This window comes from Xanthomonas hortorum pv. pelargonii (assembly GCF_024499015.1).
Classification (GTDB): domain Bacteria; phylum Pseudomonadota; class Gammaproteobacteria; order Xanthomonadales; family Xanthomonadaceae; genus Xanthomonas; species Xanthomonas hortorum_B.
In genome coordinates this window covers 4,344,044-4,363,442 of the sequence record NZ_CP098604.1, presented here as the reverse complement: position 1 = coordinate 4,363,442, position 19,399 = coordinate 4,344,044, and the positions used below count along the sequence as shown (strand labels likewise).

The following is a 19,399-nucleotide window of genomic DNA, read 5'->3' as shown; positions in this document are numbered from 1 at the left end:
GCACGCAACCCGCATCCATCACGGTGCCTGCGTGGTCGGCGTTGCCGGGTTGCGATTCCATTGCGGCGTTGGCGATTGCTGCATCCAGCGCATGAAGAAATCCAGCAGACGGCGTTTGCCGTAATCGCCACCGGCGCCATGATCGCCGCCAGGTACCACCAGCAGATCGAAATCCTTGCCGGCCTTGATCAGGCGGTCGGCCACCTGGAAGGTGCTGGCCGGGTCGACATTCATGTCCATGTCGCCGGTGACCAGCAGCAGATGGCCTTGCAGCCGTGCTGCGTTTTCCACGTTCGACGATTCGGCGTACCACGGCCCCACCGGCCAGCCCATCCATTGTTCGTTCCACCAGATCTTGTCCATGCGATTGTCGTGGCAACCGGAGTTGGCCACGCCCGCCACATAGAATTCCGGATGAAACAGCAGCGCGGCCAGCGCGTTCTGGCCGCCTGCCGAGGTGCCGTACACACCGACACCGCCGGCGATGTCGTACCACGGATATTGCGCGGCGGCGGCCTTGTGCCAGGCGATACGATCCGGCAAGCCGGCATCCTTGAGATTGCGCCAGGCCACATCGTGGAAGGCGCGCGCGCGATTGTTGGTGCCCATGCCATCGATCTGCGCCACCGCAAAGCCCAGCCCGGTCAGCGCCGGCACGCGCGTGGTGAAACTCTTCGGCACGAACGAGCCCTGCGGGCCGGCGTAAATGTATTCGATCACGCGATAGCGCTGCTGCGGATTCAGTTGCTGGGGGCGCTGGATCACGCCCCAGATCTCGGTCTTGCCATCGCGCCCGGTGGTATGGAACGGCAACGGCGGCTGCCAGCCAGCGGCCTGCAAACGACTCAGATCGGTACGCTCCACCGTGCGCGCCAGGCTGCCATCGACACTGCGCCGCAACTCCAGCACCGGCCCGAGATCCACGCGCGAGTAAAGGTCCAGCAACCACTTTCCATCCGGCGAGTAACTGACCTGATGGTCGGCGGCGGTTGGCGTCAATGCAGTGAGTCCGTTGCCATCCAGGCCGATGCGATAGGCGTGGCGGTAGTACGGGTCTTCGCCGGGCTGCATGCCGGAGGCGGTGAAATACAGCTGCCCTGCGGCCTCATCGAGGTAATCGAGCTTGCGTACCACCCAATCGCCGCGGGTGACCTGGCGAATCACCTCGCCGCTGCGGCCATCGTACAGATACACATGCTCCCAGCCATCGCGTTCGGACGCCCACAGGATCTGCTTGCCATCGGCAAGATCGCGCCGCGCGTGCTTGCCGCCATTTTCGTGGTCGCCGCTGAGTTCGGAGTATTCGATAAAGGTGGGCGAGGTTTCTTCGATCAAGCTGCGCGCGGCGGCCGTGCGTGCGTCCACTTCGATGACCCGATAAAGCTGATGGCCGCGCGCGTTGTATTCGAAGGTAAAGCCGCGGCTGTCCTTCCACCAGACCATCTCGCTCAAGGTGAAGGCATTGGGCAGCAAGGTCATCGCCACCGGATGCACAGCGCGCGTAGCGATGTCGAACAACACCGGCTGCATCACCGGCAACACATCGCCGGGCTTGGGATAGACCTGTTGATGCAACTTGGGTTGCACCTGATCGGCCGGTGCGGATTCGATGTAATAGACCATGCGCGGCGGTGGCGCCTTGACCCGATACGCGGCCAGATGCTGCGAATCCGGCGACCACTGGATGCTGTCGAGCGCGTAGTAATCGTCGGCACGACCATCACGACTGAGCACGCTGCGCTCGCCACCGGCCACCGGCGCGATGACCAGATTGGCTTGCTCCACCCAGGCGCGCCAGCGGCCATCCGGCGACACCTTGGCCTCGCGTTCGCCCTGCTTGAACGGCAGACGCATGTCCATCGTCTCGGCCGGCACATCGCGCTCGGGCACATGTTCGCAGTGGTAGCGCGCCAGATCGCATTGCCAGCCCAGCTTCGCCAGCTGAAAGCCCAGGCGTTGCTGTTGCAGCGTGGGGTCCTCCAGATGCAGTTGCGTTGCATCGATGTCCTGCGCACCGGCCTGCGTCAAAGCCGCCGCCAACCTTGCATGATCGAAGGCCAGCGTATTGCGGCCACTGGCGGCATCCACCAGGCGGTACTCGATGGCCGGCGCCTGGTTGGTGCGTGCAACACCGCGCCGATACAGGAAGCGTCCCGCATCGATCCAGACTGGCGCCGTCGGTTGCTGGTCGACCAGGGACGCGTAGTGATCGGACAGGCCGATGGCCTGCGCGTACTGCGCCGGTGTGGGCGGGGGTGTGGGCGGGGCTGCGACCGATGCAGCCACTGCGCTTGCCGATAGCGCGCAGAGCACGATGCTCAGGCACCACGCTGCGATGGTGTGCCACCGGGAGGTCTGTGTGTGGTGCAGCGTTGGCTTCATGCGTTTGTCCGGGAATGGAGCGTGGTCACGATCAACATTTGTCATGCAAGTCGAGATAGGAAAGCGTGGTTGATGCAATGCGGTGATTGCCCGAGTCGGGCACACCCTGATTGAGCTGCCTGCACGCCGACGATTGCGTAGCGTCGCCAGCACCCAGCCGCAGCGTGGGCGCCAGCGCTTTTTCAGCCGCGTTAAGGCGCATCACAGTGTGTACTGTCGGCAGCGCTCGCTGCAGGCAGACGCTGCGGCTGCGGCGCCAACACTTCCCATTCCTGCACCGCCAGCGCGGCATGGCGGGTTCCGGCGCCGGAGGCATCCAGCACCACACGCACGCAACGCGTTGTCACCGGCGCGAACGACACCGCTTCGTAGCGATCGACGCGCGTGCCGTAGCTGTCGCTTGGCTGCACCGGATGCCATTGCCCGCCTTGCCGAAATTCCAGATGCCAACGCGCCGGCGGCGCCACGCCGATCTGCGCACCGGCCGGCTGATCGGCCCAGAACACGATGCGGGTGCGGTCCAGGGTCACCGGCTGTGACCAGCTGTATTGAATCCACTGCTGCGGCGGATTGTTCGGTGTCCAGCTTCCCCATAGTTGCGGCGGCAGCGGATTGGCCCTGACGATGCCGTCGTTGAGCGCGGCCATCCAGTACTGCAGCGGAATGTCCGGGCCGTTTGAAGCGGTGGCGTAGGCGGCAGGCGCCTGATTGCGCTGCAGTGGTGTGGGCGGCTGCGGGCGCCGGGTCGGGGTGACGGTGCGAACGCGCGCCGGTTGCGTGCTGTCGTCCCACTCCAGGCGATCGATCGCCACGCTGCGGCGAAAATGCCCGCCACCGCGCGCATCGGCGGTGTGATAGACCAGATACCACTGCTGGTTGAAGGCCACTATGCCGGGATGCGAGGTGGTGGAAGATACTGGCGGCAACACGATGCCGCGATAGGTCCACGGCCCCAGCGCAGTCGGCGCGCTCGCATAGGCGATGCACGCGTGATACAGCGTGGGCGTGCAGGCGGAATCGCGGCCGGCATTGTTGGCTGCATACGCCAGGTAATAGCTGCCGTTGCGCTTGAACAGCCAGGGCGCTTCGAAATAGCCGGTCAGCGTCTCCACCCGCACCGGCGTGCCCTTGAAGCTGACCATGTCGCGCTGCAGCTCCACACCGTACAACGCGCCGAAGGTGCCCCAGTACAGATACACGCGCCCATCCTCGTCCACCAGCACGGTTGGGTCGATGTTCTGGATGTCGTTGGTGCCTGGCACCGACTGCGACACCACCGGCCCTTGCGGATGCGCATCGGTCCAGGGGCCGAGCGGGCTGTCGGCCACCGCCACGCCGATGGCGAACGGATCAGGGTTCGGCGAATTGCGCTGCTGCACCGGCGCATACAGGTAATAGCGCCCATCCGGCCCCTGCACGATCTGCGCGGCGTAGGCGTAGCGTTTGTCTGCCCAGGCGAACACCTGTTGCGGGCGCAGCACATCGCGGTAATGCATCCACTGCCCGCTGCCCGGGTCGCTGCTGACGAACATCTGCCAACCCGGCATGACGAATGCGTTCTGGTCAGGCGCGGCGGTATCACGCCCGGCCAGGATGTACAGCTTGCCGTCGGCGACCAGCGGCGCCGGGTCGGCCGAATAGCTGCTGCCATCGGCCAGGATCGGGTTGCCGGGTGCGTGCAGGCGCTTGCCTTGCGTCGTCGTCGTCGTCGTCGTCGTCGTCGTTGGCGTTGGCGTTGCGGCGCATGCCGGAACACTGGCCAGCGACACTGCACATGCCAGTCCGAACACGCGAGTGAGGATGCGCGTCATGGAGTGGCGGTCTTGATCTGCACCGTCAGCGGGACCGACACCTGCCCGGTGGGCGCTCGCCCCTGGGCCGTACCGGTCAATGCGATCTCGCCGGGGTGCGCGTAGCGCGCAGGTGCCAGCGCCGGCCACTGCACCGGTAGCCGTTCGCGCGAACCGTCGTTGTACTGCACGCTGACAAACCCCGGCAGCGTCGGCGCATGCCCAGCCATCGCGCTCACCACTGGCAACGCCTGCACGCTGGTGATCTGCCCTGGCGGCGTGGCGCGCAACCAGACGCTGGCCTTGATCGGAATCGCGCCTTCCACCAAACCTTGTAGCTCCACTGCGCCCTCCCCGCTGAGACGATCCGCAGGCAATTGTGCCCACTGCACCGCAACCGGCAACACGCTGCCGTCGGCGAAGAACGCGGTGATTTCCTGTGGCAGCGAGGGCGGCTGCCCGGGCGCGGTGCGCAGGTCGATCGTCTCGAGCTGGCTGGGCAGTTCGGAAAACACCTGCCATTCGTCCACGCCGACTGCCGCATGCCCGGTCGCAGTGGCTTGCGTGGTCAGCACTGCACGCAGCCCGGTTGTCACGATGGGCGCAAAAGTCGCCGTGCTCGCTGCGCCGCCGCCGACAATCGGGTAGCCGCCCTTGGCCACGATGTCCTGCCAGCGCCCGTCGCGCAGGAACTGCAGCTTCCAGCTGGAGGGCGGCGCCACGCCGCCGTCGGGCTGGTCGTCCCACACCGACAGCGTGCTGGACGAGACACGCACCGGCCGTGGCCACTGGTACTGCAACCAGACCAATGCAGGTTGCGCGCGGCCATAGCTGCCCCAGCGACGCGCGTTGCCCGGCACACTGCCCGCAGCGGGAATGAAGCCGTCGTTGAGCGCCGCCACGCGGTGATGCGCACTGGTAACCTCGGCGCTGTCGGTGGCCATGCCCTGTAACGGCACCTGCTGCAGTGCCGGCGCTTCGGGCGCATCCACCTGCACATCGGCATGACCGGCGAGCGCGCCATCGTTGGCCAGCAGCCGCAGCCTATAGCGCCCTGCGCGGGTGAAGCGTACCGCTGTGCGCATCGCGGCAGCATCCGCAAACAGCGCTTCACCGCCGTCGGGCGCGTGCTGTGTCTGCCAGTGCACCTGCAGCGCACCGTTGGGCAAGCCGTCGTCGCCCACGCGGCCATCCACCACCACGCTGCCATCGGATCCGGGATCGTCCAGCTGCCACGCCTGCACCTGCGGCGGCGCATTGCCGGCGACTGCAGGCGCCGGCATGCCGCTGTCGAAGACCTGAATTTCCTTGATGCCAGTGCGCGCACTGCCGGCGTGGGTCACCACTACACGCAGCGCACGCGCACGGATCGGCGGAAAGCGCACGCGGTTGCGATTGCCCTGCGCAATCGCTGTATCGCGCACCTGTCCGGGAACGCGCTTCCAGTTGCCGGCGCCGTCCTGGTACTGCACGACATAGATCCACGGCGCGGCGTAACCAGGAAGGGTGCCAGACGCAAAACCGTGTTGCTCACCAGCGGGCGAAGAGCTGCGATAGAAATACAGCACCAGCTGATCCAGTTGCCGTGCTTGGCCCAAGTCCAGCGCAATCCAGTCGCTAGCCAACGGCGAGCCGGCCGTGCCCCAGAACGGCGTGCTGGCGGTGCTGCCGTCCACCGCAGCAGCTGCCGCAAATCCGGGCGTGGCGAAGCTGCTGGTGACAGCGGCGCCTTCGGCCAGATTGCGGCTGGCAGTGGTGGGCAGTGACACATCCACACCGGCCTTGGCCAGGATCTGGGCGGTGCGCGAGGTGCTCGCAAAGCGCACCTGCGACATCGCAGCCAGTTGCAGGGGATGTGCGTCGAGCACTTGCGCCACGCCATTGCGATTGACCGCATCCGGCGCTGCACTCACCTTGCCGCTCGCCGGGTCGTAGATCACATGCGCCAGCCGGTCGACGCGAAACGCCAGCCGTCCATCCAGATACACGCTATATCCCTTGCCCACCTTGCCACCGTAATGGGTGCCGGTGCGATCCCAGACGATGCTCAGGTTGCGATCGCGATAGCGCAGATGTTCGGCGGCAAAATATGCCCAGCCGATATCGATCGGATACAGCTCGATCTTTTCATCGCTGCGCGGGCGCAAGCCCATCGCATCCTCGATCATGCTGAAGTTGGTCGCACCCAACTGGGTGTGGTGGATCCATGAGCGGTAGCCGATCTTGCCGCCGTTGCCTGCACTGCCCTTGGCCCAGAATTCGTTTTGGTCTGGGTAGCGGTTGTCGCCGTCGATGTAGGGCGCCCACGCGTTCCAGTACAGCAATGTGCGGTAACTCTGCGCGCTCAGAAACGGGCTGGGGTAATCGCGCAGCGCCTCGCCCAACAGACGGAACGCGACAGTGGCGTTGATGGTGGAAAAGTTGTTGCTGCCGGCATCGGCGCCGCTGCTGCGCGCCTGCAGATCGACCTGGTTGGCGGTATAGAACGGAAACAGCGGGTACTGCGCCGCATCGGCAAACAGGCGCAGTGCCCGCACATATTTGGGGTCATAGTCGGGCTCGCCCTGCTTGGGCATCAAGCCCACGCTGAAGGGGTAATAGTTGTTGGTCTCCTTCCAGTCCACCGGTAAGCGCGGCCCGCTGGCCTGGCGATGCTTGAGCAGATCGCCGTGCAAACCCACCGAGTCGGCGGAGTCGCTATGGTCCTGCCACAACACCTCGACAACCGCCTTGCGGATGCGGCGCGCGGTGGCCTGCATGCGCACCGCTGTCGCGGTGTCGCCGGCCAGCAACGCAGCCTGCGCGGCGGCCTGCGCGTTGGCATACACATAGGCGCTTTCGGTGCGATCCATGCGGATCTGCCCGTGCTGCTTGGCCCAATCGAACGACACCGCATCGGCGTCGTTGCCGGTCATCGCGGCCCAGTCGTACTCGATCAATCCGTTGTGATTGAGATCATAAGCGGCCAGGACACCATCCACATCGCCGCTGCCATAACGCGCCAGTTTTTGCGCGAGTGCGGCCGGCCCGCCATGCAACTGCATCGACCGCCATGCGGCGGCGGTGATGTATTGCGCATAGGAGTTGGACCAGTGTTCCGGCGAGCCGGGATTATCGGTGTACTTGCCACCGCCGGCGGTCTCGCCTGCACTGAGCCAACTGCCGTAGGCGTACAGCGGGTCGCGCAGATACTTCAGGTCGTCCAGAAACATGCCGGTGGTCAGCACGATCGCGTTGTTGTAACCAAGCACGCCTTCGATGGCGACCGGAAACTGGTAGTCGTTGCCTGGCACGTTGGCATCGAGAAAATTGAAGCGCAGCACCCACCAGCGATAGAACAGGCTCTTGGTGATGTTCTCGTCGGGCGTGTCCAGATACGGCAGGTTGTCCACCCACCAGCGATTGTAGCTGGCGACATGTGCCTGGTAGGCCTGCTGCGGCGACTGTGCGGCGATGCGCAGGTACTCGTCGCGCGCTTCCGGCAATTCGTGCGTGAGCAGGCCCAGCTGCACTTTCACTGCAGCAGTCTCGCCGGTGGCGGGCAAGGCCACCTCGCGCACCAGATGCTTGCCATCCACCCGAAAACCATCGCCGGACAAGCGTGGAAACACCGTGGTGATCGCGTTGTAGGCAGCGAAGGCGCCGGTCAATTCATTGCCGTCTGCATGCTGCGCCATCGGCGAGAGCGCCTGTACCGATAGCGCATGCGCTGCGCCATCCAGGCTGGAAAAGGTGAGACTGGCCACCGCGACATTCTGTTCGGTGATGTACTTCACCAACCGCATGCGCACGCCTGCGTTGACATCGTCGTACACGCTGCTGAAATAACTGGGCGTTTGCCGTCGCTGCGTGGCGTCCTCCTTCCACTGCACCGGCTGCGGGCCCTGCATGGACTGGATCCGCAGCAGCGCGTCGTAATCGGTGGCATGCCAGTACGCCACCTGGCCAACGAAGCCGGGTTGCGCAGGTTGGTGATCGGCCAGATAGGCGGCGCGGCCACGTGTCAACAACCACTGGTTGCTGTCGCCTGCCCCACCGCCCTCCCCGTCGCGCGCCAGCATGCGGTCGATCCAGAAATCCTTGCCCGGCGCCTGCCCGGCCCCGTGTGCGATATCGGCGGCATAGATCCTCGCCAGTTGTCCGCCAGGCGCGAAGGCCACACCGCTGTCCGGCACCGGATGCGCGAGCCCGCGAAAACGTGGCTCGCCAATGGCGGCGTTGGTCGCCGCAATCGGCGTGTCCTGCGTTTCATTGGCGGTTGCCGACGGCACGCTCAAGACCGCACACCCCCAGAGCAGCGCGGCCGCACCGGAACGCTGCACCAGGCGCGGCCAGCGCCGGTGCCGATCCAGGAACGACATCACGCGAGATCTGCGCATGCGCAGGCTCCTTGAAAAGTGCCAGCCCACACGGTCAGCACCTGCAACGGCACTTCAAAACTCCACCCGCACTCTGCTCCAGAAGTAACGGCCCAAGGTGTCGTAGGTGGTGGCATCGGTGTTGGCCGCATTGGAGTAGCTGTAGAACCGCGGCGGCGCGCGATTAGCGAGGTTATCCACGCCCAGCGCGAGCGTGCTATGCAGCGACGCGATTTTCCGGCTCAGCGAGGTGTTGTGATAGACCACCGACCCGATAGGAAAGTAACGGCAGCTACCATCGGCTTCGGTGTCGGCACAAAAATCGTCGTACACGCTTCCGTTGACGGTACGGCCCAGATAGCGGGTGGTCCAGCTTGCATGCCACGGCCCGTTGTCCCAGGCCAGATTGGCCACCGCACGCCAGCGCGGCATGTTGCCCCAACTGGAATTTTCGCCAACATAGTTATGCGTTTCGCCGGCGAAACGAAAGCTGGAGAAGAAGGTCGCGTCCAGACCGGCGGAGAAATCGCCCCATGCGGTCTCGGCCAGCGTGTAGTGGATGCCGGCGTCGTAGCCGCGGATATCCACCTTGCCGCTATTGTAGGAAAACGGCACCGACACGCGGGTCAGCTGACCCGCCGCATCGCGCTGAATCAAGGGGCAGAACCCGGCGTCGCGTCCCTCGAAGCAATCGTTGACCACCTGCTGCAGGCCCACACCGGACAGCATGTCGTCCAGCACCACGCGCCAGCTGTCCAGGTTGAGCGACAAGCCAGGCATCCGATCCGGGTCGTAGACGAGGCCGACGTTGTAGGAGCGACCGCGCTCGGGCTTGAGCTGAAAACCGACGTTGTTCGCACCGGACGTCACCACATCGAACTGCGCGGTATTGCGGAAGCTGCCATCGTTGGGCACGTTCGCGCAGGCCGGATTGGGCGCACCGGTGAAGCCTTCGCAAGGGTCCTGGAAATCGCCGGTGTTATCCACCACAGCCGTGTAGGGAGAGCCATACAGATCCCCCAGCGCCGGCGCGCGAAAGACCTGCGAGCCGGTCGCGCGCACCAGCAGGTTGGCGACCGGCCGCCATTCGATGGCGACCTTGCTGTTGGTGGTGGCGCCCCAGGCGTCGTACTTGGAATAGCGCGAACCGAGATTGAGATTGAGACTGTTGGCAAACGGTACCTCCTTCAATAGCGGCACCAGCAGTTCTGCATACGTCTCGCGCACCGATTCGTCGCGCCCCTGCTTGAGGATGCAGCCATCGTTGTAGTCGCAATTGCCGTCGGCATCGGCAGCCGCCACCTCGCTGCTGGTGCCTTGCGCAAACTTGTTGGTGCGATAGACCAGGCCGACGGCGGCCTGCACCGTCCCGGCCGGCAGTTTGAACAGATCGCCGTTGGCGCTGATGTCGACAAAGCGCATCTGGCTCTCGTCGATCAGATCCACCGGCCGCTGGGTGCCGCGCAATGCGGCGATGGTGGCAGGGTCGTTGGGGTTGAAGATGTTGATCGGCGTGCAGCCGGCAATCACCGCACCCGGCGCACCGCACTTGACCACCCCATCGCTGTCAAGAAACGAGGCCCCCACCGCGTTGTTCAACGCAGAGGTGATCGAAAACCCGGTGCGCACCAGGGTGTCCTTGTAGCGCGCATAGCCGGCTGCGGCATCCCACTGCCAGCTGCTGCCTTCCACACGGCCGCGCAGCCCGGCCACGATGTTGGTCTGGAACATCGTCGCGGTGTAGACGCGCGTATTGGCTTGTGTGGAGCGCAATAGATAGCGGTCCAATTGATCGCCGAACGGGTTGTAGTAGTTGTCGGCCGCACCCTGCATCTCCATGCCGAACGCATCCAGCCGCGAAGTGGTCTTGCTGCGGGTCCAGAACACGTCCATGTAGCCCTGCACGGTCGGGGTGAACTCGAAACTGCCGTGCAACGAGGCGTTGGTACGCTCGATCGGCGTGATCAAATACTGCGCATCGTAGACGTTGTAGCTGTCTGTCGCGCGTTGATAGGGGCGAAACGCATCTTCACCTACGGCGCCAGGTGCAACGCCCTCTGCGGGTGTGAGCACGCGCCCGTCGTTCAAGAACGCGCGCGTGTTGCCGCCACGGATTTCGCTGACCTGGCCGTCGAGATACTCCACCGCCTTGGCAGCATAGCTGCGGTCGCGGTTGAACACCGGGTTCATCGAATTGCGACTGAGCCCGAAGATCAACCCGCCGCGCTCCCAGGTCTTGCCCCATTCCACCCCGAGCGTGCGGCTGTTGGCATCGCCATGCGTGCTCTGCGCGTAATCTACCGTGGCGGCAAAGCCGTCGTACTTGTCCTTGAGAATGATGTTGACCACGCCACCGATCGCATCCGAGCCATACACCGACGAGGCTCCATCGGTGAGCACTTCCACCCGCTCGACCATCGATGCGGGAATCGCATTGACGTCCACGCCCGGCGCCGAGGCCACGCTGCTCGCAGGACCGGCCATGCGATGACCGTTGACAAGCACCAGGGTGCGTTCGGGCCCCAGATTGCGCAGCGACACCAGCGCGCGGCCATGGCTGAAGCCGGAGTTGAGCGCCGGGCCCGGCATGAAACCGGCCATCGCCGGCAATTGCTGCAGCAACTGGCCGAGCGTGCTCTTGCCGCTGTCTTCGATGCGCTGCCGGTCGACCAAGATGACCGGGCTGGCCGTCTCTGCATCGACGCGGCGCAGATGGGTACCGGTGACGTTGATCTGATCCAGGGTCTGGGTGGCGTCGTCGTCGGGTGGGCGCTGCTGTGCGCCTGCCGGCACTGCCACGATCGACAAGACCAGGACGATCGCCTTGACCAACGGATGACGCGTGGAAACAAGGGGTTGCGACAGAAAGACGGAGTGGCTGGGCGACATCGGAATTCCTTGTGTTTTCGTGGGGACAACGGCCAACCTGCGCGCACGGCCAAGCCTCACTGCGACAGCGCAAGATGAGAGATCGATCGCGACAAACACGACACCAGTGAGTTGCCGCACGAAGCAGCAACTGTCCAAGCAAGACGACGACTCTGCTCTCCCCCTCCGAGAGCACGTGACCAATCGATGACAGATCACGTCAAAAAATCTTGCGGCAACGCCTCGGCGCCGTCTTGACGAATTTATCCGGCAGCCATGCGGAAATTCACATGCTTGTGCCGACGTGTCGACATGACGGCCAACACCGTGGCGCGATCAGCGCAGCTGACATGGAAAGTAACCAGGCTACCGAGCGCACAAGATCCTGCGATCGACGCCACTGACGCCACGCTGTACTCAGCGCGCGCCGCGTGCCGATTCCGGCACTGCGGCACGGTGCGTCACACGTACCACGCCTGCACTGCCACCACGGTAGCGCTGCCAGACAACGCCACGCGATCCGCATGTGGCCCTTGCAGGCGTGCAGGCTTGCCGTCCACAAGCACGCGCTCCAGCCGCCGGCCTTGTGGCGCACGCAATGTCAGCCAGGTGCGCTTGGGTGGCTGCTCCGGCAGTTGCACCTGTGCATCGATACGGCGCGCATCGACATCCGTACGCAGCGTCAGCGTGACCTTGCCCCAGCGCGTCGGCGCTGCGGTGATGCCGACCGTTGCACCGCTGCCCAACCACGCACGCGGCAGCGCACGCGCCAAAAACAACTGCTCGCCGGCGCTATCGTCGCTGACCAGCATCCAGCGCAGCAGCAGCGGAATGGTCATCTGCGCGGGAATGCAGAACAACGGCATGCCACCGGTGATGCCGCTGACTTCTCCCGCTGTCCAGCTGCCACGCGTATGCACCTGGTAGCGGTGCGCATAGACGAACAACAGATACTCTTCGATGCGATCCAACCGCAGCAGCTGTTGCGCATAACCGTAAGAAATGAATCCAAGCAGATCGCGGCTACCCGGCTCCGGCGGCGCGATATTGGCCACCACGCCAATGCTGGTGCCACCATGGCCGCGCAGGCAATCGATCACCAGGTGAGCCAACGCGTCCGGCAACACATCGGCCTGCAGCAGCTCAGCGTAGGCGCGGTGCGGCCATTGTTGTTCGCTGGGCTTTTCCTGCAGCAGCGATTGGCGAAAGGTGAGTTTGACGCCCGGTAACGGACCGACATACGGCGGCGATACATCGCGGCGCACATTGGCACTTAGGCTGGCTTCCAACCGCGTGCGCAATTGTTTGGCGCGGCGCTGCCATTGGTTGGCCAAACCGGCATCGCCACCGAGCGTGCTCCAGACCTGCGCGATGTCTTCCCAACCGCGAATCGTCAGTGCGCTATTGGCGTAGTACGGTTTCCACCACAGCGATGGATCGGGAAACAGACAGGCGTCGGATTCGTTCCAGCCGTGCAGCAGGCCATAACCATGCGCGCTGCGCGGCAACGCCAAGGCCTGGTCGTGCAAGTCGCATAGCACCTGCGCAGTGGCCGCGATCTTGGGCAGCAGGCGCCGTAGCCGCGTCGCATCGCCGGTGTAACGCAGATAGCGCGCCAACAGCGACAGGGTCAGCCCGAACTGCCCGACCTCCGGTCCGCGCATGTTCGGCAGGCCATCGTCCTGCACGAAGTCGTCGAAATAATTGTCCAGCACCGCGGCAGCCTGCGCGAAGCGGCCCCATTCCAGATTGGCGTAGAACGAACTGGTGAAGGTGTCCTGGAAGCCGTCGTACTCGTTGCCGTAGTAGTCGCGCTCCACCGCACCGTACTTGGGGTAATCGCCACCGGGCCGCACCACCAGCTCGCGCGCGAACGCGAACTGCGCCATGTCGTTCCAGCTGGCATCGGGCAGCTGCGCCTGCACCGTACCATCCAGGGCCTGCTGCCAGTACGCGGCGAAATCGATCAACGCCGCATAGAACTGTTCGGCAGTGGCGGGCTTGCGCGACGGTGCGAACGCGGGATAGCTATGCGTGTAATGCACGCCAACGATCTCGCCGCCGCGCACATGCATCGTGCGATGCCAGGTCTGCACCACGAAGCGATCGCTGGCACGCACGTCGGCAAAGACCAGTACGTCGTACCAGGCATCGGCCTCGCCCTCACGGCGCATGACCTTGCGCACTGCCGGCATCCAGCCGCCCAGCATGCCTTCTTCGCGGCGCTTGATCAGGGCTTCTTCGCCCAACTCGGCAAACGCCTGCTCCGGCCGCGAGGTGCGGCTGCGGCCATTGGGCAGGATCGGCATGGTGTCCAGGCTTTCGCGCGTGCCGACGAAGGTGGTCCACGGCCAGCGCCCACCATTGTCCTTGGGGTCGAGCAGCGAGGCCGGTGGCGGCGCGACATCGCGCACCTGCGCCTCGTCCGGGTCGCCATCGCGCAGCAGGCGATCGGCGAGCAGATCCGCTTCGGCCATCGCCACCTCCGCCAGCGACATGCCGAAGTACGGCTTGCCCTCGGCCGGATAGGCCGGCTCGGTGCGTTTGTCCAGGCGCAGCATGCCGGCCTCGGTCCACAACGTCAGCTGGCCCTGCGGGTCGTCGAGATGCTCGTAGACGGTCCAGTCCTGCTGCAGATGCCGAAAACTGCAGAGTTTGCTGCCGACATGCGCGGCAGAAGGGAGCGCTTCCAGGCGCGGGCGCGCGGGCGGCGGCAATGCCGTCGCCGCTGCGCTGGCAGCCGGCGTGGTCATCGCGGCACCGGCGCCAACGACTGCGGTGGCCACCATGCCCTGACGCAGAAAAGTTCTACGGTCCATCGTCGCGCCCTCACGTGATCTGTCCCACATCGTGCGCGACCAGGCGCCTCGCGTCTTGTGGCAGGTCTTTGGCGCGTATGCGGAACTCTGCACACAACCGCGCATCGATTGGCTTGCGGTTGTGCCTGCTGCGATGCCATGTTCTGTCTGAGGCTGCCGTGTCGGCGCTGTCGCAGGATGTGCTACGAGACCACGCCATGCTGCAGCCGCTGCACAACGTCAATGGCATCACGCAACCGCGTCCCGTCATGGGGAGTGGAGCGGCGGCAATGCGCATGGCGGCGTGTCATACAGCGTGATTTGCATGGCCCGGCTTCGCATGGCGAGCCATCGCGACCGTCGATGGCACCGACCAGGTGCCGGCATGCTTTTCAATGTTCAATCCGATGCGTGCCTGCAATGCCGTGGCGCAATCCAACCGCGTGACAAGCGCCGGTAGCCAAAGATGTATGCGCTTCATAGTCACCCTCGCAGCACCGCCCCATCCGAAGGAGTCCAAACCCGATGCACACCATTATTGCCGGCAGTGAGCGCTACATTGCACCGTCCAACATCGAGGCCGGGCCACCGCCGCTGGACGAACGGCTGCGCGTGTTGTTGACGGTGCGCATGCCTACTTTGAATGCCGCTGCAGCAGTGCTGCTGCAACTGCAGGCGAACACTGCACCGGTAGCATTTTCGCGCACGGAATTCAGCCAACGCTTCGCTGCCAGCGAAGCGGATCTGCAGGCGGTTGCGCACTTCGCCGCCAGCTATGGATTGACGGTGGAACGCGCGCATGCGGACAGCGGCAACGTGATTCTGGAAGGAACCGTGCAGCAATGCGAAGCGGCGTTTCAGGTCAGCCTGCGCGAGTATGTGCAGGGTACGTTGCGGTACCGCGGCCGCACCGGGCCGGTGTCGATTCCGCAAGCGCTCGATGGCATCGTCACCGCCGTGCTCGGGCTGGATGCCCGTCCGCAGGCGCAGACGTTGCCGAGCGCACCCACGCCATCTGCAGCTGCATCACCACCAGCGCCCTCGCCCACTGCAACCAGCGCGGGCCCGGTGATGCAGTACACGCCGCCACAGCTGGCGCAGCTCTATGGCTTCCCCGAACACGATGGGCGCGGGCAGTGCATCGGCATCATCGTGCTGGGCGGCGGTTATTCGCGCGAACAGATGTCCGCCTACTTCGCGCAATTGAAGCTGCCGATACCAGCCATGGTGGATGTGCTGCTGCCCGGTGCGGAAAACCGGCTAAGCACAGGCAGCAAAAATGCCGATGTCGAAGCGCAGATGGATCTGCAGATTGCTGGAGCCATCGCGCCGGGCGCCAAGCTGGTGGTGTATTTCGCACCCAACACCGACAACGGATTTCTGGAAGCGATCAACGCCGCCATCCACGACGCCGAGCACTCCCCGGGCGTGATCGCCATCAGCTGGGGCTTCACCGAAGCGCAATGGACCCCGCAATCGCGTCAAGCCTACGACTGTGCGTTTCAAGCCGCCGCATTGCTGGGCATCACCGTCTGCATCGCCGCTGGCGACGATGGCGCCAGCGACGGGCAGCCGGGTTTGAACGTCTGCTTCCCGGCATCCAGCCCGTTCGTACTCGCTTGCGGCGGCACGCGTCTCAACATCACAGCAGAGACCGCCAACGAACAGGCGTGGTCGCAAGGTGGCGGTGGGCAGAGCAAATTCTTCGCGCGCCCGGCCTGGCAGAAGAACCTGCTGTTGACCGATGAACAGCATCACTCCCAACAACTGAGCATGCGTGGGGTCCCCGATGTCGCCGCCAATGCCGATGCGCAGACCGGCTACTACCTGCATATCAACGGGCAACCGGCGGTGATGGGCGGCACCAGCGCCGCCGCGCCCTTGTGGGCAGCATTGCTGGCACGCATCTACGCGGTCAACCATGACCAACCCAGCTTTGTGGTGCCGCGCCTGTACGGCCAACCCGATGCCTTCCGCGACATCGTCGATGGCGATAACGGTGGCTTCCGTGCATCGGCCGGATGGGATGCCAACACCGGCCTCGGCGTCCCCGACGGCGCGCGGTTGACGGCGTTGCTCAAGCACGCGTGACGCCGGCTGCACAGTTGGTGCAGTGCCGTAGCGATCACGACGCAGTGGCTGCTTGTGCCCCCTGCCATTTGGCCAAGTGACCTTTCGGCCACGCGACTGCGTGCGGTGCCAGCCACACTCGCTGCACGAACGCCCGCTGCATCAAAGCGATGCGGTGGCGTAGCCACGACCAGACCAACAAGGAATGTCATGCAGGCACGCGCCTTTCCCCTCTCGCATATGGCCCGCGCCGCAGCATGCGTTTTCAACACCAGCGCCGAATCCGCCAAGGTCTTCAAACAGCCAGCGGGTTACTGGCTGTGGCTGGCCTTGATCTCGCCCTGCATCGCGCAGGCGCAAGTGGATCTGTCGCAGCTGGATGCCGAGATGGCCGCGCCACGCACCCAGGTGCTGGTCCTCGGCAGCGTGCACTTGTCACAGTTGCCCAAGGGCAGCGACATCGGTGCGGCGCGCTTGCAACCGTTGATGGACCGGCTGGCCGCCTACAAGCCGACCATCATCACCGTAGAGAATCTCTCGGGAGAAACCTGCGATCTGATGCGACGCCATCCTGCAGTCTATTCGCCCGAAGACAGTGCGACCTATTGCCCCGACACCAGCGAGGCAGCGCGCGCGACCGGGTTGGATGTTCCCACCGCGCTAGGCCAGGTACGCGCAGCGCTCGGCACCTTGCCGAGCGCTCCCACACCGGCACAGCGTCGACACCTGGCCGCGCTGTTTCTGGCCTCCGGCGATCCGTCGTCTGCGCTGGTGCAATGGTTGCAGCTTGCGCAGGCCGAACAGCGCAGCGGCGATGGCCTGGATGCGGCGTTGGTGAAGCGACTGCGCGCCATGGAAACTCGCCCGAACGAGAGCGACCAGATCGCGGCGCGACTGGCCGCAAGGCTCGGCTTGCAGCGCGTCTACCCGGCCGACGATCACACCGGCGACAACGTAGACCTGGGCGACCCTGCCGCGTACGGCAAGGCCATCCAGGCGGCCTGGGACAAGGCCGCACCGCGTGCCAACGCCATGCGTGAGCGCGAAGACCAACTGGCCAGCGAAGGCAAATTGTTGGAGCTCTATCGCGCGATCAACCTGCCGGCCAGCCAGCAGTTGGCCATCGCAGTGGATTTTCGCGCCGCACTGAGCGAGGGGTCGCCGCAGCACTTCGGCTACCGCTACATGTCCGGCTGGGAAATCCGCAACCTGCGCATGGTCTCGAACGTGCGCGCCAGTTTTGCCGAACAACCCGGCGCGCGCGTGCTGGCGGTGGTCGGCGCCATGCACAAGCCCTGGTTCGACAACTGGCTAGGACAACTGCAAGGCGTGGATATTGTCGACGCGGAGAAGGTGCTGGGCACTGACGGGCAGTGAGTTCAACGTGACCGGCGAGCCGACTTCGGCAGTTTGGGGAAAGGCGATACAGATCGTGCACAGTCTTTCTCAGCACTGGCGGCGCAGCAGGATTGGAAGCGGCACCAACCCGCTGACCGCAACGCCAGCACTGGCCTGCGTGCTGGCCGCGACGGCCTGATGCCAGCGCAATCGCGACGCACCCGCTACGCGTCGCCACCCTGCCATTCGACCAGGTTACTATCCGGCCGCGCCGCTGCCTGCCGTGCCAGCCATACTCGCTGCGCAAACGCAGGCTGCATCCTGGCGATCCAGCCGCACATCCAAGACCAGACCAACAAGGAATGTCATGCAGGCACACGTCTTTCCCGTTTCGCATATTGCCCACGCCGCAGCGTGCATTTTTAAAGCTGGTCCTGAGTCCATCAAGATGCTGAAACGACGGGCGCTGTATTGGATCGGGCTGGCGCTGGTCGCACCCTGCATCGCGCACGCGCAGGTGGACCTCGCGCAACTGGATGCCGAGATGGCTGCACCACGCACCCAGGTACTGGTCCTCGGCAGCGTGCACTTGTCGCAGCTGCCCGAGGGTAGCGACGTCAGTGCGGCCCGCTTGCAGCCGCTGCTGGACCGGCTGGCCGCCTACGCACCGACCATCATCACCACAGAGGATCTCTCCGGAGAAACCTGCGACCTGATACGCCGTCACCCCGCGGTCTATTCGCCTGAGGACAGTGCGAATTACTGCCCCAACGTCGACGACGCGGCACGTGCGACCGGGCTGGATGTTCCAACCGCCATCGGCCAGGTACGCGCAGCACTCGACACCTGGCCAAGCACACCCACACCGGCGCAACGTCGACACTTGGCTGCGCTGTTTTTGGCATCGGGCGATCCCTCGTCTGCCCTGGTGCAATGGCTGCAGCTTGCGCAAGCCCAACAACGCACTGGCGATGGCTTGGATGCGGCGCTTGTGGCACGGCTGCGTACTGCAGCGCATCGCCAGGACGAGACTAGCCAGATCTCCGCGCGGCTGGCGGCACGGCTCGGCTTGCAGCGCGTCTACCCGGCAGACGATCACACCGGCGACAACATGCACGTGGATGACCCGGCTGCGTACGGCAAGGCTGTCCAGGCAGCCTGGGAGAAGGCCGCGCCACGTGCGCGCATGATGCTCGATCGAAAAAACAGTTAGCGCAAGAAGGCAAACTGTTGGAGCTGTACCGCGCAATCAACCTGCCGGCCAACCAGCAGCTGGCGATCGAGGTGGACTTCCGCGCTGCGTTGAGCGAGAACTCGCCGCAACACTACGGCTATCGCTACGTGTCCGGTTGGGAGATCCGCAATCTGCGCATGGTCTCCAATGTGCGTGCCAGCTTTGCCGACCATCCCGGTGCACGTGTTCTGGCGGTAGTGGGCGCCACGCACAAGCCCTGGTTCGATAACTTTCTGGGACAATTACAGGGCGTGGATATCGTCGATGCGGCGCAGGTGTTGGGCACTGGCGGGCAGTGAGTACAACGACTTCAGCATGAGGCTCTAGGTCAAAAGCCTAGTCAGTCGAGGGCGCGGCGAGGCACCGCACCAGGGAGCTGATCGCTAGCTTTGTGAAAAGCGGGCCATCTCTCCGGTTACATCGGCCTGCTGATGTAGGCCGTATCTACATGAGAGTTAGCGAATTGGAAGCACGTCATGCACTGCTTGCACCCTGCACACCGACACTCTTGATTGGTCCTTGCCCGCCCACCGTCGCGGGACCTTACGCGGCATGGATGCC

Annotated in this window: 7 protein-coding genes and 1 pseudogene; 3 read left to right on the top strand and 5 right to left on the bottom strand. The window is 64.6% G+C overall.

The annotated features are described in order from the left end of the window. Positions 1 to 18: 18 nt before the first annotated feature. The 5 genes from NDY25_RS18710 to NDY25_RS18690 form a co-directional block, all read right to left on the bottom strand. Positions 19 to 2,382 (bottom strand): S9 family peptidase, encoded by a 2,364-nt coding sequence (locus NDY25_RS18710; protein WP_168958405.1) that lies wholly within the window; start codon positions 2,380 to 2,382, stop codon positions 19 to 21. A gap of 191 nt (positions 2,383 to 2,573) precedes the next feature. Continuing rightward, positions 2,574 to 4,193, bottom strand: coding sequence for a family 43 glycosylhydrolase (locus NDY25_RS18705; RefSeq protein ID WP_256627622.1), 1,620 nt, complete (start codon positions 4,191 to 4,193; stop codon positions 2,574 to 2,576). Continuing rightward, complete coding sequence (locus tag NDY25_RS18700; protein WP_168958407.1) at positions 4,190 to 8,551, bottom strand: Ig-like domain-containing protein; 4,362 nt, start codon at positions 8,549 to 8,551, stop codon at positions 4,190 to 4,192. The genes NDY25_RS18705 and NDY25_RS18700 overlap by 4 nt, the downstream gene beginning before the upstream one ends. 54 nt (positions 8,552 to 8,605) lie before the next feature. Then, complete coding sequence (locus NDY25_RS18695) at positions 8,606 to 11,419, bottom strand: TonB-dependent receptor plug domain-containing protein (protein WP_168958408.1); 2,814 nt, start codon at positions 11,417 to 11,419, stop codon at positions 8,606 to 8,608. Positions 11,420 to 11,859: 440 nt separating this feature from the next. Continuing rightward, positions 11,860 to 14,217 carry a glucosidase family protein gene (locus NDY25_RS18690; protein WP_168958409.1) on the bottom strand — a complete coding sequence of 786 codons (2,358 nt, stop codon included), beginning with the start codon at positions 14,215 to 14,217 and terminating at the stop codon, positions 11,860 to 11,862. Between the two features lie 504 nt (positions 14,218 to 14,721). On the opposite strand from NDY25_RS18690, the gene NDY25_RS18685 reads away from it, so the two are divergent. The 3 genes and pseudogenes from NDY25_RS18685 (at position 14,722) to NDY25_RS18675 (ending at position 19,137) form a co-directional block, all read left to right on the top strand. Next, positions 14,722 to 16,287: a S53 family peptidase gene (locus NDY25_RS18685; protein ID WP_168958410.1), complete on the top strand. Its 1,566-nt coding sequence runs from the start codon at positions 14,722 to 14,724 to the stop codon at positions 16,285 to 16,287. Between the two features lie 189 nt (positions 16,288 to 16,476). Then, positions 16,477 to 17,643, top strand: a complete 1,167-nt coding sequence (locus tag NDY25_RS18680; RefSeq protein ID WP_233366509.1) for a DUF5694 domain-containing protein — start codon at positions 16,477 to 16,479, stop codon at positions 17,641 to 17,643. Positions 17,644 to 18,052: 409 nt separating this feature from the next. Beyond that, positions 18,053 to 19,137, top strand: a pseudogene (locus tag NDY25_RS18675) (DUF5694 domain-containing protein). Positions 19,138 to 19,399 lie beyond the last annotated feature (262 nt).

Coding starts and splice junctions, on each gene's coding strand:
- NDY25_RS18710 (WP_168958405.1), bottom strand. CDS start 2,382: ATGAAGCCAACGCTGCACCACACACAGACCTCCCGGTGGCACACCATC.
- NDY25_RS18705 (WP_256627622.1), bottom strand. CDS start 4,193: ATGACGCGCATCCTCACTCGCGTGTTCGGACTGGCATGTGCAGTGTCG.
- NDY25_RS18700 (WP_168958407.1), bottom strand. CDS start 8,551: ATGCGCAGATCTCGCGTGATGTCGTTCCTGGATCGGCACCGGCGCTGG.
- NDY25_RS18695 (WP_168958408.1), bottom strand. CDS start 11,419: ATGTCGCCCAGCCACTCCGTCTTTCTGTCGCAACCCCTTGTTTCCACG.
- NDY25_RS18690 (WP_168958409.1), bottom strand. CDS start 14,217: ATGGACCGTAGAACTTTTCTGCGTCAGGGCATGGTGGCCACCGCAGTC.
- NDY25_RS18685 (WP_168958410.1), top strand. CDS start 14,722: ATGCACACCATTATTGCCGGCAGTGAGCGCTACATTGCACCGTCCAAC.
- NDY25_RS18680 (WP_233366509.1), top strand. CDS start 16,477: ATGCAGGCACGCGCCTTTCCCCTCTCGCATATGGCCCGCGCCGCAGCA.